Origin of the sequence: Pedobacter africanus, from assembly GCF_040548825.1 — a bacterium.
In the GTDB taxonomy this organism is placed as follows: Bacteria; Bacteroidota; Bacteroidia; order Sphingobacteriales; family Sphingobacteriaceae; genus Pedobacter; species Pedobacter africanus_A.
In genome coordinates this window covers 99,878-123,123 of the sequence record NZ_JBEPSL010000007.1, presented here as the reverse complement: position 1 = coordinate 123,123, position 23,246 = coordinate 99,878, and the positions used below count along the sequence as shown (strand labels likewise).

Genomic DNA, 23,246 nt, shown 5'->3' with positions numbered 1-23,246 from the left:
AAGTCGCGCGATGTAATTAACTTCAATTCCATTATTAACGGAACGGAATTTGGAAGATGCGATAAAGGGGCTGGTGCCCCATGTGCTGAGCTTTATTGTAAGCGAATTTTGTAAGTATGGTTTTTTACTTGCATATGAGAAGGATTTGTCTGATTTGAAGGGGCTTATTGAACCGGATTCCATTGCGGCTGAAGATTTTGAACTGCTGGATGCTGTTGATGATGAGGTGGTGCAATTGCTGCTCAGGTCTATTGATAAAGTGATCAACTGTTCCAAAACTTTTTTCCTGATCAACAACCTCGATGAACTTGAGGTGATGGAAAATGAGGAATACAATCAGCTGGCTTCTGATAACTATTATATCTACATTATTGAGTGGGAAAATAAAGATTACGACGATGTGCTCGTGAACCTCAACGCGGTTTATTTTACCATATCCAGGCTCCTGTACCATACTGCTACCCAGTTAAGAATGGGGCAGATTGAACTTCCGGATGAGTTTTACGATGATGAGTTCCTGGATAAGTATACTGAACTGCTGAACCAAAGCCTGCAGGCAAATGATAAAAATGTAGACCTGTTGTATGATCTTATCGCAGATTTAAATACCGACCTGCTGGATATCGACAAAATATCTTAATTTTTTTCAATTGTATTCATGAATGCCCAAGCATTTTATCTAAGTTTGGGGATTGGAAAATACTGAAAATAAGATGTCAGATCAAAAAAAAGAAATATTCGATAGTGTAGCACAACGTTTAAAAATTGAAGGTTTTAATGTTGTTAACCGTGATGAGACCCGCCCATGGGGAGGTTTTTTTGTAATAGATGAAAATCAGGCACAGCAGTTTGCAAATGTATATTTTGATAAACTGAATGTAGATGACCTGAAGATTTCGGGTAAACTGAGCCCTAAAATTCTAATTGTTGCACCAAATACCAGGCTTTCCTGGCAATATCACCACCGTCGCGCAGAAATCTGGAGAGTGGTAAACGGAACCGTAGGGGTTAGCAGAAGCGACAATGATGAACAAGGACCTGTAGAGCAGTTTTCGCCGGGGCAGACCATCAAATTGAAGCAAGGAGAACGTCACCGCTTGATCGGTCTTGACGATTGGGGCATTGTTTCGGAAATATGGCAGCATACCGACCTGGAGAACCCATCAGATGAAAGCGATATTATTAGGGTTCAGGACGATTTCGGAAGATAATGATCATACTGGCTTTTTTTCTTTTACACTGGTTCCTCTCCCTGTTTTCCCAAACTTTCTTCCTGCACCGTTATGCTTCGCATAAGATGTTTAAGATGAACACCTTCTGGGAAAAGTTTTTTTACATTCTAACCTTTTTGTCGCAGGGTTCTTCTTTTTTGAATCCACGTGCCTATGCCATTTTGCACCGCATGCACCATGCTTTCAGCGATACGGAAAAAGACCCGCACTCGCCGCATTTTGTAAAGGATGTATGGGGTATGATGATACAGACCAAGAATATTTATTTAAACTACTCGAAGTATAATGTTGAGCCTGAAGAGCAGTTCAGGGATAAATATCCTTCCTGGCCTTTGATCGATAAGATCGGGGATTCCTGGTATACAAGGATCGTTTTTATCGGTTTTTACGTATGGTTCTACGCTACCTTTGCTACGGCATGGTGGATGTTCCTGCTGCTGCCAATCCATTTTTTAATGGGGCCTATACATGGCGCGATCGTGAACTGGTGTGGTCATAAATATGGTTATTCCAATCATGACAACAATGATCACAGCAAAAATTCTCTGCCATTTGATTTTCTGATGCTCGGAGAACTGTTTCAGAACAATCACCATAAAAAACCGAACAACCCAAATTTTGCTACCCGTTGGTTTGAGTTTGATCCGACCTATCCGCTAATGAAAGTGATGCACTGGATGCGGATCATTACCATCAGAAAAACGAATTAGGGCAATACAGCCCTAATTCCACCAATAGTAGTAATTGTGTAAACCATCATGTTCAAAACCGCAACGTGGGTATAGTTTGTTCCCAACATCGTTGGTTTTTTCGGTTTCAAGCATCAGACCACAAGCCCCTGTTTCATTGCACCATTGTTTGCTGCGGTCTATCAAAGCTACTGAAAGTCCTTTGCCCCTGTAATCGGGATGAACAAACAAATCACTCAACAACCACTGCTTTTCAAGCTTAATGTAATGGTAGAGTTTGTACAACTGGACAAACCCGACTGCCTGATCTCCCACATAAACCAGGAAGATGTGCGACTGCTCATTATTTAGCCGTTCCTGTATAAATTTTCTGCACTTTTCGTAATCATCTGCCTGGCGATAAAAGACCCTGTACAGATTAAATAATGCTGATGTTTTTTCTAAGTCTTCCAGACCTGCTTTCCTGATTTTGTAATTCATAACTTTAATTATTTTGATTGATGGCGCAAATTTATTTTTTAATAGGACTACCTTTGTGGTCCAGTTCAGATATAAAAGGTAGTCCAGTATGTTCCCTTACGAACACGTTATCCGTATGGATAGAGAAAGTAAAATCCCTGTTTACAGGCAAATTGCCATTTCGATCAGCAATGCAATCAGGAATGGTACTTTGAAAGCCGGGATGCATTTGCCGGGTAGCCGCGAATTGGCTAAGATGCTTGGTATACACCGCAAAACGGTGATTGCCGGATATGAGGAACTGGATGCACAGGGCTGGATTACTGTTGTTCCAAGAAAACACGTTGCCGTTTCGGAGTGTATCCCTTTGTTTAAACCCCGGAAGTGGAGTTATACCGGTATACAGGCTCCTTATGATCATGATCTGGACCTTCCATTTCAGATGATGCAAGCGGACCCGATAGGTGAAAATGGGGTTGCCTATTCTGAAGTGGTTATAGATGACGGGTACCCGGATGTGCGTTTATCGCCAATCGATGATCTATTGAAAACCTATCGTTTGCTTACTTCCAGAAAATACGCCATTAAAAGTGCCCATACAGGAACCGCGCAGGGAACGCTGAAGTTCAGGGAAGAACTGGTTAACTATCTGTCTGTAACCAGGGGGCTGAATATTTCGGTGGATAACCTGCTGATTACACATGGCGCACAAATGAGCATCTATCTGGCTGCCCAGCTGCTTTTAAGTGCTGCGTCCACTATTGTTGTGGGGACACCCGGTTATGCTGTTGCAGATAGGGCTTTTGAGCAAACCGGCGCTAAAATTATAGAAGTAAACGTAGATGACAAAGGAATAGATACCCTCGCTATTGAGCGCATATGTAAGCGAAAAAAAATTGATGCCGTATATGTCATACCACATCACCATTACCCGACAACTGTAACACTAAGCGTAGAACGACGGGTGAAGTTACTGGAACTTTCCCGGCAATTTTCATTTGTCGTTATTGAGGATGACTACGACTACGAGTATCACTATACATCTGCTCCTTACCTGCCTTTGGCCAGTGGCAGTCACAATGGAAACGTAATTTATATCGGTTCTTTTTCCAAGATGTTAGATCCTTCGTTGCGAATTGGTTTTATGGTTGCTCCGAAAAATTTTGTTGAACAATGTACCGCTTTGAGAAAAATCATAGATGCTGGTGGTGATGGATATATGCAGAATGCACTGGCTACTTTGATCAAAGAGGGAGCGCTTAAAAGGCATCTGAAAAAAGCAAAGAAGTGTTACCATCAGCGCAGGGATTTTTTGGATATACTATTGAAAGAAGAATTAAGTGAATCTGTTTCCTATACGATGCCTACTGGTGGAATGGCAATCTGGATAAAACTAAGGGCCGATTTTCCTGTTGCCCGACTTGCGGCAAGCAGCCAGATTAAAATTACCCGATGGGATAAGGAAGAAAATGCATTCCGGTTTGGTTTCGCCTCTATGGATGAAAAAGAACTGAGGCAGGTGGTTGAGGCGCTGAAAGCAGGACTGCTGAAGATGAAGAAATAGCTAACAGTGAAATAAAAACAGGGTTCTTTTCTGTAAGAACCCTGTTTTTATTTAGGCTAATGGTGTGAGGTATTGGGTAAAGGAATATCCTTCTTCTCCCTGATCGGTCCTGATCAGCCACCATTGGTCGCTGGCCTTGCTAACAAGCGTAACCACTTCGTTCCGGGCAGCCTTTCCAACAATTTCGTCATTGGTGCTGGGTCCTTTGCGGATATTTAAGTTGGAGCTGTTGGTGGTTACTTTCAGTTTGGCGCCTTCCGTAACGCCGGCTACACTGTTGATGTTCATCACCAGGTCGCCCGATGCATAATTAGGGTCCAGTCGCTCGTAAGTATCCCATAACTGCTGTTTTACAGTGCCGGTAGTTGCGCCATCTATATACAGTACACCGTCTTGTTCGCGTACATTCAAATCAGAAACGCCTGCGGTATTGGCGGCGTCTATCAGTTCTTTATATTTTTCTTGTAAAGCCATTTTTATTCCTCCCCTGATTATTTAATTACCAATTGCGTGTTGTCTACCTTTTTAGGTTTTAATGCCTGCAGCATCATCATTAATTTCTGAAGATTGGCTTTCTGGATCTCTCCCTTTAAGGTAATTACTCCCTCCGATACAGTAGCGGCAACTGTAGGAAAGTCTTTGGTGGCATCTTTTACAGCCGCAGTCAGCGGATCATCCATGGTGATGGCTACAGGTGCCGGGGCGGCAACGGTAATGTTGTTGGTTACCGATTTTACACCAGCAATGGCTGCAGCGGCTTTGCCCAGTTCTTCTTTGGCAGCTTCGGTTGCAACTTCTCCGCTAAGGGTGGCCACACCCTTGTCAACCGTTACAGTGGTGCCTGAAGCAGCCGGGTTTCCCTGTATGGCTGTTTCTACAGCAGCTTTAACATCGGCATCTTTTGGTTTGCTTTTACAGCCTGTTAATGCTGCGGCAATTACAGTAAAGGCCACCAGGATGGCCATTGTTCTGTTCATCATTTTTTTCATGGTTTAAGTAGAATTTTTAAGCAATGTTAATTCATTGCCTTATACAAGTTATTAAAAAATAACCATAGGTTGTATTAAAAAATGATTAATAAATGGTGTATGCCCTGATGTAAAGGGATGCTACAGAAAGATAATACTGTTCCCGTTTAAATGCCGGGCAATGGCTTCCATAATGTCGCCAGGTATGGCATCACAGCTCGTATTTTGGAGTGGGTATTGCGCCGCAGGTTCTTTGGAAATGTAAACCCCTTTTTCAGTGTCGAATTTCAGGTAGCCAAGGTCGAAAAAACGTTCTTCAATCTCGTGTGAGGCATCCATAGCTTTGAATTGCAGTTCTTTTACATCCAGGGTCATTTTATTGATCAATAGCCACTGATAGTGGTCCTGAACTTCGGCGAGCAGGTCCGTCGTGCTGATTTCAATAATGCAGAGTTGCGGACTGTCCAGGAAATAAAGGCATTCAAAATTGATCATTGTCTTTTTTAAGAGGGTATCCATTAGATTTTAGCTTAAGATACCCTCAAAAATAGCGACAATGCCCGCCTCATGAAATGAACAATAGGCAGAAAGGCAATTTGGCCCGGCGAAAAGGAAGTTAGGATCGTTTACGCGTAAACAACCTCAAATCCGCCATACAATGCCATCTCGGCAGAATGCTGAACAGTGAGCTTCAGTTTCATCCGCTCAATCAGTTCTTTTGCAAAAGTTATACTGCGGTGCAGGTCGTTGTTCCCTCTGATCTCGATGCCCCTGGCCAGCATTTTAAATTTGTTTGGTTCAAATTTCTCTATAAACTTTTGAAGGTCTGTGCTGTTGTGTGTAGTTTTCTGCATAAGTCTGATTATTTAATGTTTGTATAATCCCTGAAGGCTGGTAATTGTTTAAAATAGATTTTAACATTCAGTGGGTTTTCCACAATTGTTTTGGTAAACTTTCCGCAACAACATCTGGGTTTTGTTGTTATATGTGGGAATTAATTGAGAAATTCAGTATTTGAAAAATAGTGAACAAATAAGCTAAAACACACAATATGGCAAAAAATAACTTACTGCGAATGGACAATATGGGGATCGTTGTAGAATCCCTTGACGATGCGATCTCATTTTTTTCGGAAATAGGCCTGAAGCTTGAAGGGCGGGCCATGATTGAAGGGGAATGGGCCGGCCAGGTTACCGGACTGGGCAATCAGCGCGTAGAGATTGCGATGATGGTTACCCCGGATGGCCATAGCAGGCTCGAACTTTCGAAATTTCTCGATCCGGCTGTTATTTCGGATCACCGGACTGCTCCTGTAAACTCGCTTGGCTACTTACGTGTGATGTTCACGGTTGAGGATATTGACGAACTGGTATCCAGGCTAATCAAACGTGGCGCTCAGCTAGTTGGGGAAGTAGTAGTATATGAGAATTCCTACAAACTCTGCTACATTCGTGGAACCGAAGGACTGCTGGTTGGCCTGGCCGAACAACTGAATAAAAATTAATGATTTATTCAAACAATCGGGAAAAAAAGTTGTTTTAATATAGAGAGCGTTAATTTAGATGGCGGTAAATGATCGAATGATCATTTGCCGCTTTTTATTGTCCACGCTCGGCAAACCAGGTGACCTGGTAAATGTCTGGGGTGTGCAGGTGGATTGGTAATAGCCAGACAAACGAAACATTTTTGGATGACAGGCGTTATAACAGCAATGCTTTCGCTATTGTTTATTAAATAATAAGTCATGAAATATTATCTTCTGATGGGTACACTTGCCCTGGCGATATTGTTCCAGGGATGTGTAAGTAATAAAAAGTATAAGGAACTGGAAGCTAAATACGCTGATCTGCAGCAACGCGGACGCGAACTGAACCAGAAATATCAGGGCAGTCAGCAGGATTTGTCGGGTTCTTCTGCCCGGGTAAAAAGCCTGGAAGAGCAGATTGCTGCCGAGCGTAAAAATGTAGCCGCGCTACAAGCAGCCTTAGATAAATGCCTGTCCTCTACCAAACAGGGAAATGTAAATATTTCCAAACTGGTTGATGAGATCAATTCATCTAATAAATACATCCAGCACCTGGTAAACACCAAAAACAAAAGCGATTCCCTGAATATGGTTTTAACCAATAATCTTACCCGTTCCTTAAGCCGGGAAGAGTTAAGGGACGTGGATGTACAGGTATTAAAAGGGGTGGTGTACATTTCCCTTTCAGACAATATGCTGTATAAATCGGGTAGCTATGAAATATTGCCTAAAGCAGGAGAGACCCTGAGCAAAATTGCCAAGATTATTAAAGATTATCGCGACTATGATGTATTGATCGAAGGAAACACAGATAATGTGCCCATTTCTCAAACCAATATCCGAAACAACTGGGATTTGAGTGCATTGAGGGCTTCATCAGTAGTACAGTCCCTGCAAAATACCTATGGTGTTGATCCGAAACGGTTAACTGCAGGTGGAAGGGGCGAGTATAACCCCCTGGCAGGCAATGATACAGAGGCCGGAAAGGCAAAAAACCGGCGTACCCAGATCATCATTACACCTAAACTGGACCAGTTTATGGAACTGATAGAAAAGGCTCCTGAGCCGAAAAAGGAATAAACAGAAAGGTCCCGAAATATCGGGACCTTTTTTTATGATTTTTTACTCCAATGGCGGTTGCCCCTGTAGGGCTTCTTTTTAGCGCCACTTAAATTGGGCTGACGTTCTGTTTTTTCAGGACGGGGGCCCCTGTCGGGCCTTGCCCCACGCGAGGGCTTTGATTTACCATTTGCTTTTGCAGCAGCAGCGCCCGACATCAGGCTTTGCCAGCTCATGGCATAGGGATGATCTTCTGTTACCGGGAGCTTAAGCCCGATCAGTTTTTCAATATCATCTAAATATTCCTTTTCTTCTGCATCGCAAAATGAAAGTGCTGTTCCGCTTAAGCCTGCCCTGCCGGTACGGCCAATCCGGTGTACATAGGTTTCCGGGATGTTAGGCAATTCGTAATTGATCACGTGTGTCAATTCATCCACATCAATACCACGGGCCGCAATATCTGTAGCAACCAGGATACGTGTGGTTTTTGCCTTGAAATTGGTTAAAGCCCTTTGTCTTGCATTTTGCGATTTGTTGCCATGGATGGCCTCTGCTTTAATGCCTGCTTTTACCAGATCTTTCACAATACGGTCGGAGCCGTGTTTGGTACGGGCAAATACCAGTGCGGTTTCGATGCTTTTGTCTTTTAAGATGTGCATCAGCAATCCTTTTTTATCGCTTTTTTCTACGTAGAAAATCTGCTGCTGGATCTTCTCGGCGGTAGAGGATACAGGCGTAACTTCAACTTTAACCGGGTTGGTCAGGATGGTATCGGCCAATGCCTGGATCTCTTTGGGCATGGTTGCAGAGAAAAACAGCGTTTGCCTTTTGGCTGGCAATTTTGCAATTACTTTTTTTACGTCATGGATAAAGCCCATGTCCAGCATCCTGTCTGCCTCATCCAGCACAAAGATCTCGATGTCGCGCAGGTTGATGAAGCCCTGGTTCATCAGGTCCAATAACCTGCCTGGTGTAGCTACCAGGATATCAACGCCTCTGTGCAGGGCATCTGTTTGTGCTTTTTGGCCCACACCGCCAAATATAACCAGGTGTTTTAAAGGCAGGTTTTTGCCGTAGGCTTTAAAGCTTTCTTCAATCTGTATGGCCAGCTCGCGTGTTGGCGTCAATACCAGGGCCTTAATTACTTTATGGACCTTGGTATTGGTATGCGGTTTACTGAGCAGCTGCAGCATAGGAATAGCAAATGCCGCAGTTTTTCCTGTGCCTGTTTGGGCGCAGCCTAATAAATCCCTGTTCTGTAATATGGATGGTATAGATTGTTCTTGGATTGGGGTAGGCTGTGTATAGCCTTCTGTTTGCAGCGCATTTAAGATGGGCTCAATCAGGTTTAATTCTTTGAATAACAATGTATCTGTATTTTAATGTGTAATATATAAGGAGCAAAAGAATATTGTTCCGGGCACAAAGGTACATATAAAATCGGGCTTTTGCTTAATCTGTTGTCGGATGTGTAATTGGCTCTGTATTAGTGTGTTTATTTTCTTTAAAACGGCAGAAAAAGAACAGCGCCACTATGCATAGAATGAAGCCTGCAACACCGTTCAGGCGCAAGCCGTAATCGCTGCCCGGATCTTTTCCATAAACGGTAAACATGGCAAATATGGCGATGCCCAAAGTCTGGCCCAGCTTTACAAACAGGTATTTTACAGCAAAAAACATCCCTTCATGGTTCTCCCCGGTTTCAATAGTATCTTTCTCTGCAATATCGGCCAGAATGGCATTGGGTAAAATGCCCAATGATGCGAGGGGGAAAGATGCACAGATCACCAGGATATACATTTGTACGGCGGGGCTAAAAGGCAGCCTTCCCAGAAAATAAATGGTAACAAATATTAAGCTTAAAATGCCAAAGGCGATGAGTACCAGTGGCTTTTTGCCAAATCTTTTTGCAGCATAATTGATGAATGGGTAAAATACCAGGGAGAAGATGACCATGGTGCTCATGAATTTTCCACCATCTGAACCTGGTAGCCCGAGCAGCACGGTAACAAAGAAAAGCAGGCCACTGGAAATGATACTCAATGCTATATAAAAGGAAAAGTCGGAGATGAGGTAATACTTGAAGTTCGAATTCCTGAAGGTATTTTTTATAGCAGGAAGCAAAGGGATATGCGTCGGCTTAACGTCTATATATTCTTTTTCATCAATAAAAATAACCGGCAGTACCATCACCATTCCTGCAAAAAGGCTCAGCCCCCAGATGGCATATTGCAGGGCCAGGCTACGGTCGGAAACCAGAAAAACTGTCTGTATGAGGTCTGCATAATTGTTGCAGAGTGCGGCCAGTACCATACCCAGAACAAATCCTGCCTGCTGAAAGGTGGAAAGCTTTACTTTCTGGTCTGCACTATGTGTAAGTTCGGCCAGTAGCGCATTGTACGGGATGATGTATGTAGTCACAGAAATAAAGAAAAACACCAGTGCCAGGGCAAGCCACCATGCATTGGCCATGCTCTCGGTTTTGGTAACGGGATAAAAGACCAGGCAGCAGGCGATCACTGCCGGTAAAATTGCGTACTTCATGATGGGGATACGCCTGCCTTTCGGGTTCTTGCTGCTGTCGCTTACAGAAGCGATAAAAGGGTCGTAAAGTGCATCAAACAAACGCCCCGAGGCTGCAATAATGGAAAGGATATTGAATGCACCGAACACGAGTAACTGGGGCACAAGCGGCGGCAGCCCCGAATTGTTTGGCGGCAGGTAAAAATAGGGGAGCATGCCAATAATAATATTGGTCATGATGCTCCAGCCCATCATGCCGGCTGCATAGGCAAATTCTTTTTTCAGGGGCAATTGTTTTATGGGCATCTGGTAGTCTTGAAACGAATATGATTCATTTTGATGCTGAATATACATCAAAATGTATAAATTTGTATATCCACTCTACTCATATTACACCATGGCAGAACCGAATTATAACGAAGACAGTATACGCTCTCTTGACTGGAAAGAACACATCAGGTTACGTCCCGGTATGTATATCGGAAAACTGGGCGACGGTTCAGCACAGGATGATGGGATTTATGTATTGCTGAAAGAGATTGTAGACAACTCTATTGATGAGTTTGTAATGGGCTCTGGCCGTACCATTGAAATTACAGTTTCCGACCAGAAGGTAAATGTACGGGATTATGGACGGGGCATTCCATTGGGTAAGGTCATAGACTGCGTTTCCAAAATCAATACCGGGGGTAAGTACGACAGCAAGGCCTTCCAGAAATCTGTAGGTTTGAATGGCGTGGGTACAAAGGCAGTAAATGCCCTTTCTACCAATTTTATGGTACAGTCTTACCGCGATGCCAAAACAAAGAAAGTAGAATTTTCCAAAGGTGAAATCGTAACTGATCACCCGGTAATTGATACTACCCAGCGCAATGGTACCGCCATTACCTTTTATCCGGATGAAACCATTTTCAGGAATTATCATTACATCCCTGATTTTGTAGAGAGCATGATCTGGAACTATGTGTTCCTGAATGCCGGCCTCACCATTAATTTTAACAACCAGAAATATTTTTCTGAAAGGGGCTTATATGATCTGCTGCACAAACATGCAGATGTAGAGAGCGTGCGCTATCCGATCATCCACCTGAAGGGGAATGACATCGAGATAGCCATGACACATGGACAGCAGTATGGCGAAGATTACCACTCTTTTGTGAACGGACAGCACACCACGCAGGGTGGTACGCACCAGGCCGCATTCAGAGAGGCCGTGGTAAAAACCATACGCGAGTTTTATAAGAAAGAATACGATGCTGCAGACATCAGGTCTTCTATCATTGCGGCCATTTCGGTACGTGTGCAGGAACCCGTGTTTGAATCGCAGACCAAAACAAAGCTGGGTTCTCAGAATATGGGACCAGACGGGCCATCGGTAAGGACATTTATCAACGATTTTGTGAAAAAGGAACTTGACGATTACCTGCACAAGCACCCGGATGTTGCCGATGCCCTGTTGAAAAGGATACTTCAGTCGGAACGTGAACGTAAAGATATTGCGGGTATTAAAAAACTGGCCAACGATCGTGCGAAAAAAGCTTCACTGCACAACAAAAAGCTGAGGGACTGTAAAGTCCATTTCAACAGCACCCACGATAAAAGGTATGAGACTACCCTGTTCATCACCGAGGGGGACTCGGCCTCCGGCTCCATCACCAAATCACGTGATGTGGATTGTCAGGCCGTTTTCAGTTTAAAAGGCAAGCCCCTAAACTGTTATGAGCTCACCAAAAAGGTGGTATATGAAAATGAAGAGTTTAACCTTTTACAGCATGCGCTGAATATAGAAGATGGACTGGATGGGTTGCACTACAACAACATTGTAATTGCTACGGATGCCGATGTTGATGGTATGCACATCCGTTTGCTGATGATGACCTTTTTCCTGCAGTTCTTTCCCGACCTTGTACGGGCAGGGCATGTTTACATCCTGCAGACACCTTTGTTCAGGGTGCGTAATAAAAAAGAGACCATTTACTGCTATAGTGATGAGGAACGTAAAAAGGCGATTGAAAAACTGGGCAGTAAACCTGAAATCACCCGCTTTAAAGGGCTGGGAGAGATTTCTCCGGATGAATTCGGGCTTTTTATTGGTAAAGACATCCGGCTTGATCCTGTGATTCTTAAAGACCAGACCATCAAGCACCTGCTGGAATATTATATGGGTAAAAATACGCCCGACAGGCAGCAGCACATCATTAAAAACCTGAGGATAGAGAAAGACGAGGTTAACCCTGAAGAGCTGAAGGCCGAAGAAAGTACTGCCGGGGCCGCTGAAGAGCCGGCGGGCGACAATCTGGATGTTGCTTAATATTTAGGCCATAAACGCGGATATATAAAATTTTTGATTTATACTTGTATTCTGATCGAATCCCTCTTGATAGAATAGCTTAATGCTCTGTAGTTAAAACAGCAGTTAAATTAAAAAATTTTATGCCGCTTAACGCCACTAAAAGATCGCCAATTCGATACTACCTGCTGGTATTTTTAATACTGGTGCTGTTTCTCTTTGCATTTTTCCTATACCTGAGGTACAATAAGATGAATGCACTGAAGGATAATGTTACACAGCTGGTAAAGTTGAGGGAAGATTATTCAAAGGTAGACAGTTGCATTTATATCTTATATCAGGCCGAGAACAATTCGCGTCTATACGCCGTTACGGCCGACAGGGAATACATTAAAAAGTTCTCTACACAGATACAGAAAGTCTCTGCTTTTTTGAGTGAACTCAACATTAATGTAGATGATGATGTGCTGATGCCGGATATAGACCGGCTGGTAAAGCAAAAAAAACTGAAAACTGAAAGCTATCTGAAGCTCCGCAAACTTACCGATAGTCTGGTGCTGGGGTTTTCACAGCTGGGCCTGGTGGAGCGCGAGGCCGAAACTGCACTTACATTACCGAAAGCAAAGCAGCAGGTAAAAACAATCACCAGCTTTGATACCATTAAGCACGATCCGCTGCCTGGCAAAAAGTTTTTTGGCAGACTGGCCGATGCATTTTCCGGAAAAGGCAAACAAAAGGATACTTCCCTAACCATTATTAAAACAGAAAAGAATATTGTTGTTAAGCAGGATGTAAGGAGTTTTAATAAGCAGCAGATCAAAAGAATCCAGGAGTATTATAAACGACTTTATGCAAATGCAAGCAAATTAAAAAGTGATGAAAAGGCAATTTTATTACTGAACAGCAAACTGGTAACGGAGATCATCACCATTCTGCAGACTTTTAAGAAAAACGAGATCGCCTATGTTGTGGATGGGCGGGCATTGCTGGGGGCCGAACTGGCCGCAGATATTGAAGCCCTGGATGGTATTACACTTGTGAATGTCTTGTTGCTGACTGTGCTTGTTATCATTATCCTCTATAACATCATCAAGCTGTACAAGAATGAGAAGGTATTGATCAACCTGGGTAAGCGGGCTTCGCAGGACTCACATTCCAAAAGCCGTTTCCTGGCCAATATGAGCCATGAAATCCGTACTCCCTTAAATTCGGTTGTGGGCTTTTCTGAGCAGCTGAGCAAAAGCGAATTGACAGATGAGCAGGCAGATCAGGTAGAAGCCATCCGCAATTCTTCTGAAATGCTGCTGGCACTGGTTAACGAGATCCTTGACTTTTCTAAGTATGAAGTGGGTAAAATAAACCTGGAGAATGCGCCCTTTATGCCAGAGGATGAGATTATGGAGGTGTTCAACAGCATGAATGTGCTTGCCGTAAATAAAAATCTTATACTGGAAAATAAGGTAGCACTGGAAAAAGGTGTTTGTTTGCTGGGCGATCGCCTGCGCCTGAAGCAGCTGCTCATGAATTTACTGACCAATGCCATTAAGTTTACCAGCAGCGGAAAGGTTACCTTAAAAGTTCACCTTGTGCTTCACGGAAAAAAACACGGACAACTGAAAGTGCAGGTTGAGGATACCGGTATAGGTATAGCACCCGAGGACCTGGGCTTTATATTTGATGAGTTTGCACAGGTTTATTCTTCTGCAAAATCCAGGCAGCAGGGTACGGGCTTGGGGCTGGCCATCTGCAAAAAAATTGTGGAGCTGCAGGGCGGGAAAATAAATGTGAGCAGTACCCTGGGAAAAGGTTCCGTATTCAGCTTTGAAATACCCTATGAAATTTCGAAAATTAAAGAACATCAGACTGTTGTACCGGAAGAGCCGCAATCTTCCCATAAGCTTAGCGGAAAACGTATCTTACTGGTAGACGACAATAAGATGAACGTATTGCTTGCCCAGACCGTGCTGAAAAAATGGGAGATGCAATACGATTGTGCTTATGATGGTAAAGAGGCGCTCGACCTGTACAAAAAGAATGAGTATGACCTGATCCTTACTGATATCCAGATGCCGGTAATGGGTGGGGTAGAGCTTACACACGAAATCAGGTACAATGGAGATTTCACCAAATCTACCATCCCTATTTTAGGCATAACCGCCCATGTGATGCAGGAAGACCGCGACGTTTATTTAAAGGCGGGGATGAACGATCTGGTGCTGAAGCCCTTTCTGGAACAGGAACTGATCGACAAAATCACCCAGTACATTTAATCGATCTTTGTATCTTCCGGGTGTTGGGGGGGCAGTACATCGACCTTTTTTTCGATGACCACAATTTTGGTGTGTACGGCATACTTGCTTGGCATAATTCCTTTGGCATACCTTTCGGCATAAGCCTGGGTAAACTCAGCCCCGAAATAGAGGATAATAGCCGTATAGTATACCCATAGCAAAATTACTATGAGTGAACTTGCCGCGCCGAATGCTGAACCCGGATTGCCTTTTTCTATATAGATGCCGATAAGGTATTTACCCAGACTAAAAAGTAAGGCGGTAAACAGGGCGCCTACAATTGCAGGCTTCCATTTCAGCGTAACATCAGGTAAAACCTTAAATATAATGGTAAATACCGCTGTTACAGCGGCCAGTGTAATGGCATTGTTTAAGATGTTGATGAGCAAGGTGGTGGTATCAGTGGCGAGGGGTACATACTCGCTGATCTTGCTGGAAGATATAAAATAACCCAGCTTATCGCCGATGGCCACTACCACACTGTTGATGACCAGTGATACGAGCAGTAAAAAGCCCAGTGATACGATCAGTGAGAAGGAAAGCAGCCTGTTGGTGATCAGCTTTTTCCAGCCTTTTTTGGGTACCGCCTTTACCTTCCAGATCAGGTTGATGCTGTCCTGGATCTCTATAAAAATGGCCGTTGCCCCAATTACCAGGGTTACAATTCCGATGATCAGCCCTATGGTGCTTTTACCGGTGGTATTGGCGTTGGTTACAAAAGTTTGCAGTTGTGCTGCGGCATCAGTGCCTACCAGGTCACGAATTTCTGAAAAAAGCTCTTCGCGTGGATTGAGTTCCAGACTGCCGGGATCGGGGTTGCCTAAAAATAAACTGGCGGCCGAAAGTACAATAATGATGAGTGGGGTAAGCGAAAAAATAGTGTAATAGGCCAGTGCCGCGCTGAGTTTCATCACACGGTCTTCCATAAAACCTTTTCCTGCTGCTATAAACAAGTGAACGGTTGCTTTAATAAAGTGTTTGGCTTTCTTGAAAATGGTCATGACTAGGGTTAAAAAGGATATCCTATACCAATATTATAAATTAAATTTTCTTTACGCCAGGTTTTGCTGCCAAAATCGATCTGGTCAATTACCCAGCGCTGTCCTGCAGGGAGGTAAGGTTTGCGGACAGGGAAGGCCACATCCAGCCTGATCACGAAAATGGTGGCATCTATCCTAAGGCCTGCACCGGTACCCACAGCCATCTCGCTCAAGGCATTTTTAAATTTAAAGCCGGAGCCGGGCCTGCCGGGAATGGCCTCGCTGGTAGGCGTAGCTGGGCTGCCCAGGTCTTCTTTTCTTAACCACACATTACCGGCATCCGCAAAAAGTGCCCCATGTAATATACTGACCAGTTTAAAACGCAGTTCCGTGTTCAGCATGGCCTTGATGTCGCCACTCTGGTCGGTATAACTTCCTGTATCTCCCTCTGGCAGATGGTCACGGTAATTGTAGGTGCCGGGGCCTAATGAGCGGGCAGGAAAGGCCCTGATGTCGTTTGTACCTCCAGCAAAAAACTGCCGTACGAATGGCAGTGAGCTGCCATTTCCATAAGCATAACCATAGCCCAGGTTTAAGCGGTTGGCCCATACAATATTCCTGGTGATCTTATAGTAGTCGCGCAAGTCGAGTTCAACGCGCACAAACTGGTTAATGGGAACACCGAGAATGGTTTTTTTACCTTCGTTATTTTTGGAAGCGAACATGCCCCATACATTTCCCCCGGTTTCCAGGCTACCGTTGAAATAGATGTTGTTTCGCTGCGATTCGTTCATCTGATCGCTGTAAGTGAAATTGTAATTGCTGCCGATGATGAATTGCTTTTCCAGGTTTTTCTGCAGGCCAGGGTTTTCGCGGAACAGTTTAGCCGTATCTGGTGCAGTTATTTTGGAGGTCACATAGTTTACCGAGATTGGGTTAAAGGTGTGTTCTTTGTACTGGCTCTCTTTCCAGTTGTAACCAAATTCGCCTTTAATGGAATTGAGGTTATAGGAAGAACCCCTGCTCAGGAGCTGATAAGAAGCCGAGGCAATGGTTTTGGGAATAAAATTATTGGTACTGTTTAAGCCCTTGAAAGGCGTAATGAACCTCGGGAAGGTTAGCTTGGCCTCGGTGGTAAAAGAATAGGAATTGAGCCCCTTGGCTACGCCACTTACCTGTGTTTCAAAACCACCGCTGGCACTAATGTCCAGCTGTTCTGCTCCTCTGAACAAGTTCCGCGTAGTTTGGGTGATCTTAACTTCCGAACCCACAAAGTTGTTGGACTTGCTGGTTCCGGTTACCGAAAAACTAAGCGAGTTTTTCTTTAATGGGGTCAGGTATACATTCAGGTTCAGCTGGTTGTTCTTAAAGCTGTCTACCGGCAAAAACTCTGCTTTTACTGCCTGGAAAACACCAATGTTAACCATGCGGTTCAGCGACTTGTTATGGTCCCCCCGGCTGTAATATTTGCCCTTTTGAAAGAATACAAGGCGGTCAAACAGCCCTGTTTTAAAGGTTTTTCTGGGGTCATAAATTTTAAAATCCTTGTACAGTTCCGGGGTCGATGCCCTTAAAGCACTGTCGCGCCGCAGGCTATAGTTTGGATAGATGTTGATGTCATTAATGGTATAGGGTTTCAGTCCTGCATCGGGCGCAATGTCTTTCACTTTCAACCTGATGTCGGCACGGTTTTTTCCAATTGTACTGTCTACCTGCAGGATGAGGTAATCCGGACTGAAATAAAAATAGCCTCTCTCCTTCAAGTCGTTGTCTATCCGGATACGCTCATTTTTAAAAACCTCCAGATCGTAGTTCTCTCCCGTTTTGAGGAGGGTGTTTTCTTTCGTTTCGTTGATTACAGCCGTTACACCTGTACTGTCTTTTGGAAAAGTAACATTATTGAGCTTATACCTGTTGCCAGTGTTTGCGGTGTAAACGGCTTTGCCTTTTTTGCCTTTGATCACTGTATCGCCGGTAACCTCCGCCTGCAGGTATCCCTGGCTGATTAAATAACTTTTTAACACTGCGTTGTTATAAGGGATCTTAACCTCGCTCAGCAATACGGGCGGTTCCCCTATTTTACGGAGCCAGTTCTTTAAGCCGCCCTTAGGTTTTTTTGGCTCGCCAGCCAGGTTGTACAGCCCGAGCTTAAATTTAATGCCCAGAAAGGATTTGTTTGGCCTTGGTCTGGTCTTCTCCTCCAGCGCGGCTTTCACATCTTTCTGGTTGTCTATCTTTGCAGATGAATCGGGATTGATGTTGATCTCGGCGCCTGTATACAGGATCTGTCCGGGCTTAAGACTTTTGGTAGTGCTGCAGCCCGCCCAGATAAAGCATGTAAGTATAAATAACCCGTATTTAATTCGTTGTCTCATCGTTAGCTCGCTGTTCTTGTCTTAATCTTTTCTTTTTAGAGAATTTCTGGAATACTTCTCTGAATTTATTGTAGTCGACCACCAGTGCAAAGCCCAGGCCGGTTTCAATGATCTGTCCTTCTATTACCCCTTCATTCTGGTTACGTCGGTAGGCCCTAAGTCTGTACCTGCCATCCCTGGAAAGCAGGTACTCTATGTTTACGTTGCCTGCAATATTGGTTGATTTCTGCCCCTGCTGCTGCGGACCTTCCAATCCGAATGAACTGCCTACGGTAACAATCAGCCTGTCACTCAGCAGTTTTTTGGAAAGCCCGATTTCCAGGTCGGTTTTCTGCTCCATTTTGCCTGTCGAATAATCTTCGGATGAATTGACACCGAAGTTAATGTCGACCCCTTTGACGAGGTCGGATGCCAGGTTGTTCAGCTGCTGGGTGAGCAGTTTGCTTACACTCGACCGCGCGATACTCGATGCATTCAGCCCTCCGCCGGCAAGGCTTTGGAAAGGGTTATCTGCAATAAAACGCTCCAGCACCAACAGGGCAAATACCTGCTTGTTCAGTTCACCTTCATCGGTATTGATCCGCTGAACCTTGGTATATACCTGTCCGCCCAACGCACCGCGCTCATTTTCCGGCAGGTCTACTTTAAATTTAATGACAGGTTTCATTAGCTGTCCGGTCATCATCAGGTATACCTGGAAGGGCAGCTTGGTTTTTGCCTGTACATTGTCCGGCTCATTGAGCAGGTCTATTGGTGCTGCATTTACCTCGTACAGTGCGGTAAGGTCAACGTTGGCTTCGGTAGGTTCGCCTGTCCACACAATATTACTTCCCTGCTGCAGTTTGAAATCCCTTTTTACCGGTCCTACGGTTAAATTGTAACTGCCTTCAGAAATCTCGTAACGCCCGGTTAAGCTGGTCTTCCCACTCGGGTCCATGGTAGCCGCCAGGGTAGCCTGACCTTTTACCCGCAGGTTATCGCCATTGGTTGGATCTACAACTACGTTTAGTTCGGCATTTTCATCAATATTGATGGTGGCGCTCAGGTTAAAGCCTTTTATCGGGGCTTTGCTGATGGAATCGGCCACCGAAAGTGCTTTTTTTCCATTGAAAGGAGGGGCGTCAAAGTCAACATACTGCACAATACCTTCCTGGTCTATTACCGTAGGATCATCGGCTGGCATGGCAAAGAAGAATTTGGTTTTGTCTTCCACCCTTACGTTCATGTCTACACTAGGCTGGTTCATGTCACCGCGTACCTTAATGGTACTCGTCAGGTATACCGTTCCGTAGATCATCTCATTGTCTTCAGCGGTCGAATTCAAGGCCCTGAAATTGGTAGTGCGGATGTCCATGTTGAATTTAAAGTCCCTGTAGTTTGTAGTCAGGACGCCGCCTGTGATCACCGCCTTCTGATTTAGCGAATCCAGTATGTTGAACCTGTTGAAGTTGATGCCGGTTTCGGTAAAACTGATGGTCTCGTTTGGCATTCTGAAGAAAGAGTTTACATAAGCCACATTGAAACCTGCCTGGTTAAATTTCAGATCGCCCAATACTTTTGGGGCATCCAGATTACCTTTTACCGATAGTTGTCCGCTCACCGTTCCCGTTCCTTTCCTGATCTGGCCCATAGACAGGCTTTCTACAGCTTTCAAATCAATCTTATCAATATTCAGCGTCAGATCCAATGCGCTTTGCGGGGCAGTATAATAAAAGCCGTTTGCACGCAGTTCGTGTGTACCCGATAAGGCGATATTGGTTTCAAAGGCATTTTCGGTATTGTTATTTACCGCAATGCGCAGGGTGCCCAGCATGTCTTTCTGGTAGCGCAGCTCATCTACGGTAAGGTTGGCCTCAAATTTAGGTGTGCCTGCAAGGTCATTCACGTCTACCGTTCCATTGATAGACCCTCCTGCCATTGCACTATCTGCCTCGGCAAACCTGGTCAATGTTTCTATCCTGAAATCTTTAAACGTTACCTTAAGTGGCGCGTTAGGGGTATTGCTTTCACTGTTGATACTCAGCAGCTGCCCGCCGTTGCTCAGGTTAAACTGATGGGCAAGGATTCCCGAGGCCCCGAACTGCAGGTAATTTTCAGGGGCAACCGTCCATTTGTCATAGTTGAGCAGTACCTTTTGCGGGTCAAAGCTAAAGCGGTAATCTTTATCTATAGATTTGAACTGACCGCCCAGTACATATTTATCCTTGCGTTTGCTGTCCCTTAAAAATACATTCAGATCGAGATTGTTGTTTAGGGCCGCACCGCTGATCTCGTTGTTGTAAAAGGAGAGGGCAGGGCTTTGCAGGCTTTTAATGGTAAACTTATAGTTTAGTTTCTGATCGGTATTGTTGATGTTCAGGCGGGTGCTGTCTACGCGGTAACTGCCATACACCAGCTGAGGGAATACCGCATTCATCACCAGGCTGTCCTTTTGGGTGTCTAGTAACCCCCACATGCGTGAAGGTGCAAAGGTAGTCAGCTCCGGTACAAAGTTCTTCAGAATCTTGGGGTTGTAAAAGCTAACATAAAACCGGAACCGCTGGTCGGGTATTTTGGTAACCGTTCCAAACTGGTAATACTTATTGATCTGGTTGATCATGGCACTGCCCAGGTTGGTGAGCTGGTATTTGCCATCTATTCTTGCCCTCAGGAATTCTGATTTTAAAGTCAGCAGGTTGTGGTCGGCTGAAGCCTCTGAATGGACAATAATGGTATCTACATTGAAACGCTGCCCTTCTTTAACCATTTGCATCCCGTTGATGGTGATGTCGCCGTTCAGGTAATCCGGATCTGCGGTCTGAATGTCTGCTTTAACAAGGCCTGCCAGTTTAAACTCTGTAGCGCTGAAATTCAGCTTCTGGAGGTCGATCTGCTTCAGGTCTGCATCTGCCTTTACAGCAGGATATTTACCTGATATATCAACATGGGCTGTAAGTGCAAAGTTGGCATTCGTATCAGCCATGCTGCTTTTTAAATCCAGCTGCTGACGTTTGTAGGTGCCGCTGAGGGTTAAATTACGATAAGTATATTTATTGTAATAAGCGCTGATGATTTGTCCGTTTACCGTTGCACTGGCCTTTTTAGCATCGAGCCCCGTTCCCTTTACATTTGCTTTTGCAGTTATTCTGCCCAGCTGGGATTCCATTTTTAACAGGCGGCCAACATTAAAATTGTTCAGGCTGATGTCTGCAGTATAACTTTCTCTACCCTTTGCCCCTTTCATACTGGCCAATAGTTTTGCCGAGCCCATATCGGTGTTGATGTTAAAGCCGGTATTGAAACTGGTCATAGACCCTTTAAACCTGCCGTTTGCATGAATGGTGTTGGGCAGGGTGATGCCGGCCGGCAGCGATTTTTTAGGGATAACCACCAGCAGGTCGTTTTTGCTGAGCGCAAACCTTTTGATGTTGAGGTCAAGTACCGTTTTGTTTACATCCGGCAAGCCTTTGGCTGTACCGCTGATGTCAATATGGGTGCTTTTCAGTCCATCTACCTGTAGTTTTGGAATGACGAGGTTATTCATGTAACCATGCGCCAGTGCATTGAGCTTTATTTTTTCGCTCCGATAGCTGGCCGGTACTGCATCACTAAAATAAGCCGCATCCTTTAAGCCAATGGTAGTGTTCTTTACCTGCAGGTATATTTTTACCTTTTCCGGGTGTTTGGTGAGGTCTTCCATTGCTGTATAATCCAGCTGGGTATTGCCTTCTATATAGGTGTCAGGTGTTTTTACCCGAAGGTTATTTACTTTGGTCTGCTTTTCTGAATAGGCCACATTGCCCTGTAGTTTTTGAAGCTCAAAGCCGCTTTTTTCTTTCATCGAACCCGACTTCACATTTACCTTTATTCCGGCATCGCTGTAGGCCAGGTTTTCTGCCTGTAAGCCCAGGTTGTTGATCAGCAGGTGATTAAAGTCCATGCCCCTGGCCGGTTTTTCGGCGAAGTTGTCAAATTTTACCCTGTTCTCTGCCAGGTTAAGCTGTTTTACCTGGAATGCGATTCCAGGTGTTTTTGCTACAGTGCCTGATTTAGCAGCTGCTTTAGTTGCCGGAGCTGGTTTAAATGAAAAAGCAATGTCCGATCTGTTCAATGCTGCACTCCCCAGCTGGTACCTGCTGTGCTCTACATCGGCAATCAGCCTGGCCAAAGAAAGTTCCTTCAGGTCAACATTTGCTTTCATGTCCGATTCACCGGAACTGAAATTTACTTTACTGTTGTTGAGCCTGGCTTCATCTAACTTGTATTGGTTATGGGTCAGATCTACAAAAAGTTTGGTTACCGCAAGGCTGTTTAAATCTACATCGGCACGGGTTCTGGATAGCTGATCGTCGAATCCTATTTTAATGTTGTTGAAAGTAAAGTCCTGTATTTCCACCTGGGGGAGTTTTCCGGATTCGGTTTTGGCGGTGTCTATACTGTTTTCCAGGTGTGCTTTAAGTTGTGTTAAAGGTTTTTGCTGCAGGTACTTTACCGCGGTGTTTTTTAGGGACAGGGTTTTGATCACGTAGCGCTGGTTGTCCAGGTCAAAATCTTTGATATTGGCTTTGAATTCCCCAAGGTGTAAGCGCATATCGTTCCCCGCCACATCGTCGCGGTATACAATACCGATGTCTTCCAGATTGATCTTGCTCACCGAAAATTTGAGGGTTGAAGTGCTGTCTTTTTTTACTTCTTCTTCGGGTTTTTCCTGTTCAGACATAAAGGCATCCGCAAGGAAGGAAAAGTTAAAGGTGGTGTCTGGACTTATACGCGTTACATTCGCTCTTATTTTCTGCAGGGTGATGTTATTTACCTCAACCTTATTGTTCAGCAGTTCAAAAAGGCTGATGTCGACTGCCAGCTTTTGGGCATAAAGCAGGGTATCTCCCTTTTTGTCTTCAATATAAAATTTGTTCAGAATAATATCTTTTGGGAGGCCGATTTTAATGCTTTCCAGGCTGATTTCAGTCTGAGTCTTGTTTTTCAGGTAGCCTATGACCTGGTCTTTTACAAAGTTTTGAACAAATGGAATGTTTAAGGAAAGGGCAATCAGGACCACCAGCAAGATGACACTTGCGATGATCCAGAGTACAACTTTAAGACTCTTGCGTATATATTTATTCAAACCAATAAAAATTGAGATTTCTTTAACTCAGTAACAACCAAAATCATGCCATCCAGGCCATAATTCAGGCTGCACCTTACATCTACAATCTAAATAATTAAATTGTTTAAAACAATGTTAAAAATCCCTTATAAATGAGCATGCGGGCAGGAACTGTTAAAAACTCAGTTCTTAAATTTCGTTTTCA

Annotated in this window: 18 protein-coding genes; 8 read left to right on the top strand and 10 right to left on the bottom strand. The window is 44.3% G+C overall.

Going from position 1 to position 23,246, the window contains the following annotated elements; genetic code table 11:
- Positions 1–49 precede the first annotated feature (49 nt).
- The 3 genes from ABIE26_RS26035 to ABIE26_RS26025 all read left to right on the top strand — a co-directional run bounded on the left by ABIE26_RS26035 (position 50) and on the right by ABIE26_RS26025 (position 1,942).
- The gene (locus ABIE26_RS26035; RefSeq protein ID WP_310146884.1) at positions 50–640 is read left to right on the top strand and encodes a hypothetical protein; all 591 of its coding nucleotides are present in this window, start codon (positions 50–52) and stop codon (positions 638–640) included.
- Between the two features lie 73 nt (positions 641–713).
- Entirely contained in the window at positions 714–1,211 is a 498-nt protein-coding gene (locus ABIE26_RS26030) for a phosphoheptose isomerase (RefSeq protein ID WP_310146886.1), read from the top strand.
- Positions 1,211–1,942 carry an acyl-CoA desaturase gene (locus tag ABIE26_RS26025; RefSeq protein WP_310146888.1) on the top strand — a complete coding sequence of 244 codons (732 nt, stop codon included), beginning with the start codon at positions 1,211–1,213 and terminating at the stop codon, positions 1,940–1,942. Before ABIE26_RS26030 ends, ABIE26_RS26025 begins: the two co-directional genes overlap by 1 nt.
- A 12-nt stretch (positions 1,943–1,954) precedes the next feature.
- On the opposite strand, the gene ABIE26_RS26020 is transcribed toward ABIE26_RS26025, so the two are convergent.
- Entirely contained in the window at positions 1,955–2,401 is a 447-nt protein-coding gene (locus ABIE26_RS26020; RefSeq protein ID WP_310146890.1) for a GNAT family N-acetyltransferase, read from the bottom strand.
- Positions 2,402–2,516: 115 nt separating this feature from the next.
- On the opposite strand from ABIE26_RS26020, the gene ABIE26_RS26015 reads away from it, so the two are divergent.
- Complete coding sequence (locus ABIE26_RS26015; protein ID WP_310146892.1) at positions 2,517–3,944, top strand: PLP-dependent aminotransferase family protein; 1,428 nt, start codon at positions 2,517–2,519, stop codon at positions 3,942–3,944.
- A gap of 51 nt (positions 3,945–3,995) precedes the next feature.
- Here ABIE26_RS26015 and ABIE26_RS26010 read toward each other — a convergent pair whose 3' ends face one another.
- The 4 genes from ABIE26_RS26010 to ABIE26_RS25995 form a co-directional block, all read right to left on the bottom strand.
- Positions 3,996–4,418 carry an SH3 domain-containing protein gene (locus ABIE26_RS26010; protein ID WP_310146894.1) on the bottom strand — a complete coding sequence of 141 codons (423 nt, stop codon included), beginning with the start codon at positions 4,416–4,418 and terminating at the stop codon, positions 3,996–3,998.
- A 17-nt stretch (positions 4,419–4,435) separates the two neighbouring features.
- Positions 4,436–4,924 carry a BON domain-containing protein gene (locus tag ABIE26_RS26005; RefSeq protein WP_310146895.1) on the bottom strand — a complete coding sequence of 163 codons (489 nt, stop codon included), beginning with the start codon at positions 4,922–4,924 and terminating at the stop codon, positions 4,436–4,438.
- Positions 4,925–5,053: 129 nt separating this feature from the next.
- A complete protein-coding gene (locus ABIE26_RS26000) occupies positions 5,054–5,431 on the bottom strand; it encodes a hypothetical protein (protein WP_310146897.1) in 378 nt (125 codons plus the stop codon).
- 107 nt (positions 5,432–5,538) lie between these two features.
- Positions 5,539–5,766 carry a hypothetical protein gene (locus tag ABIE26_RS25995; protein ID WP_310146899.1) on the bottom strand — a complete coding sequence of 76 codons (228 nt, stop codon included), beginning with the start codon at positions 5,764–5,766 and terminating at the stop codon, positions 5,539–5,541.
- 197 nt (positions 5,767–5,963) lie between these two features.
- On the opposite strand from ABIE26_RS25995, the gene ABIE26_RS25990 reads away from it, so the two are divergent.
- Positions 5,964–6,416, top strand: coding sequence for a VOC family protein (locus ABIE26_RS25990; protein ID WP_310146901.1), 453 nt, complete (start codon positions 5,964–5,966; stop codon positions 6,414–6,416).
- A gap of 240 nt (positions 6,417–6,656) precedes the next feature.
- Positions 6,657–7,517: an OmpA family protein gene (locus ABIE26_RS25985; RefSeq protein ID WP_310146903.1), complete on the top strand. Its 861-nt coding sequence runs from the start codon at positions 6,657–6,659 to the stop codon at positions 7,515–7,517.
- Positions 7,518–7,549: 32 nt separating this feature from the next.
- Here ABIE26_RS25985 and ABIE26_RS25980 read toward each other — a convergent pair whose 3' ends face one another.
- Entirely contained in the window at positions 7,550–8,863 is a 1,314-nt protein-coding gene (locus tag ABIE26_RS25980; RefSeq protein WP_310146904.1) for a DEAD/DEAH box helicase, read from the bottom strand.
- Positions 8,864–8,948: 85 nt separating this feature from the next.
- The gene (locus tag ABIE26_RS25975; protein ID WP_310146905.1) at positions 8,949–10,325 is read right to left on the bottom strand and encodes an MFS transporter; all 1,377 of its coding nucleotides are present in this window, start codon (positions 10,323–10,325) and stop codon (positions 8,949–8,951) included.
- 91 nt (positions 10,326–10,416) lie between these two features.
- Here ABIE26_RS25975 and ABIE26_RS25970 point away from each other — a divergent pair, with 91 nt between their 5' ends.
- On the top strand, positions 10,417–12,330 hold the full coding sequence (locus ABIE26_RS25970; RefSeq protein ID WP_310146906.1) for a DNA topoisomerase IV subunit B: 1,914 nt from the start codon (positions 10,417–10,419) through the stop codon (positions 12,328–12,330).
- Between the two features lie 122 nt (positions 12,331–12,452).
- On the top strand, positions 12,453–14,579 hold the full coding sequence (locus ABIE26_RS25965) for an ATP-binding protein (protein WP_310146907.1): 2,127 nt from the start codon (positions 12,453–12,455) through the stop codon (positions 14,577–14,579).
- On the opposite strand, the gene ABIE26_RS25960 is transcribed toward ABIE26_RS25965, so the two are convergent.
- Genes ABIE26_RS25960 through ABIE26_RS25950 form a run of 3 tightly spaced genes read right to left on the bottom strand, consistent with a single transcriptional unit; the run spans position 14,576 to position 23,059 of the window.
- Positions 14,576–15,601, bottom strand: a complete 1,026-nt coding sequence (locus ABIE26_RS25960) for a YihY/virulence factor BrkB family protein (protein ID WP_310146910.1) — start codon at positions 15,599–15,601, stop codon at positions 14,576–14,578. The two genes, ABIE26_RS25965 and ABIE26_RS25960, sit on opposite strands and share 4 nt — an antisense overlap.
- An 8-nt stretch (positions 15,602–15,609) precedes the next feature.
- Positions 15,610–17,955, bottom strand: a complete 2,346-nt coding sequence (locus ABIE26_RS25955) for a BamA/TamA family outer membrane protein (RefSeq protein WP_310146912.1) — start codon at positions 17,953–17,955, stop codon at positions 15,610–15,612.
- Positions 17,939–23,059: a translocation/assembly module TamB domain-containing protein gene (locus ABIE26_RS25950; RefSeq protein ID WP_310146914.1), complete on the bottom strand. Its 5,121-nt coding sequence runs from the start codon at positions 23,057–23,059 to the stop codon at positions 17,939–17,941. The genes ABIE26_RS25955 and ABIE26_RS25950 overlap by 17 nt, the downstream gene beginning before the upstream one ends.
- Positions 23,060–23,246 lie beyond the last annotated feature (187 nt).

Coding starts and splice junctions, on each gene's coding strand:
- ABIE26_RS26015 (WP_310146892.1), top strand. CDS start 2,517: ATGGATAGAGAAAGTAAAATCCCTGTTTACAGGCAAATTGCCATTTCG.
- ABIE26_RS25970 (WP_310146906.1), top strand. CDS start 10,417: ATGGCAGAACCGAATTATAACGAAGACAGTATACGCTCTCTTGACTGG.
- ABIE26_RS26030 (WP_310146886.1), top strand. CDS start 714: ATGTCAGATCAAAAAAAAGAAATATTCGATAGTGTAGCACAACGTTTA.
- ABIE26_RS26020 (WP_310146890.1), bottom strand. CDS start 2,401: ATGAATTACAAAATCAGGAAAGCAGGTCTGGAAGACTTAGAAAAAACA.
- ABIE26_RS25985 (WP_310146903.1), top strand. CDS start 6,657: ATGAAATATTATCTTCTGATGGGTACACTTGCCCTGGCGATATTGTTC.
- ABIE26_RS25960 (WP_310146910.1), bottom strand. CDS start 15,601: ATGACCATTTTCAAGAAAGCCAAACACTTTATTAAAGCAACCGTTCAC.
- ABIE26_RS25995 (WP_310146899.1), bottom strand. CDS start 5,766: ATGCAGAAAACTACACACAACAGCACAGACCTTCAAAAGTTTATAGAG.
- ABIE26_RS25955 (WP_310146912.1), bottom strand. CDS start 17,955: ATGAGACAACGAATTAAATACGGGTTATTTATACTTACATGCTTTATC.
- ABIE26_RS26005 (WP_310146895.1), bottom strand. CDS start 4,924: ATGATGAACAGAACAATGGCCATCCTGGTGGCCTTTACTGTAATTGCC.
- ABIE26_RS26000 (WP_310146897.1), bottom strand. CDS start 5,431: ATGGATACCCTCTTAAAAAAGACAATGATCAATTTTGAATGCCTTTAT.
- ABIE26_RS25965 (WP_310146907.1), top strand. CDS start 12,453: ATGCCGCTTAACGCCACTAAAAGATCGCCAATTCGATACTACCTGCTG.
- ABIE26_RS26010 (WP_310146894.1), bottom strand. CDS start 4,418: ATGGCTTTACAAGAAAAATATAAAGAACTGATAGACGCCGCCAATACC.
- ABIE26_RS25975 (WP_310146905.1), bottom strand. CDS start 10,325: ATGCCCATAAAACAATTGCCCCTGAAAAAAGAATTTGCCTATGCAGCC.
- ABIE26_RS26025 (WP_310146888.1), top strand. CDS start 1,211: ATGATCATACTGGCTTTTTTTCTTTTACACTGGTTCCTCTCCCTGTTT.
- ABIE26_RS25990 (WP_310146901.1), top strand. CDS start 5,964: ATGGCAAAAAATAACTTACTGCGAATGGACAATATGGGGATCGTTGTA.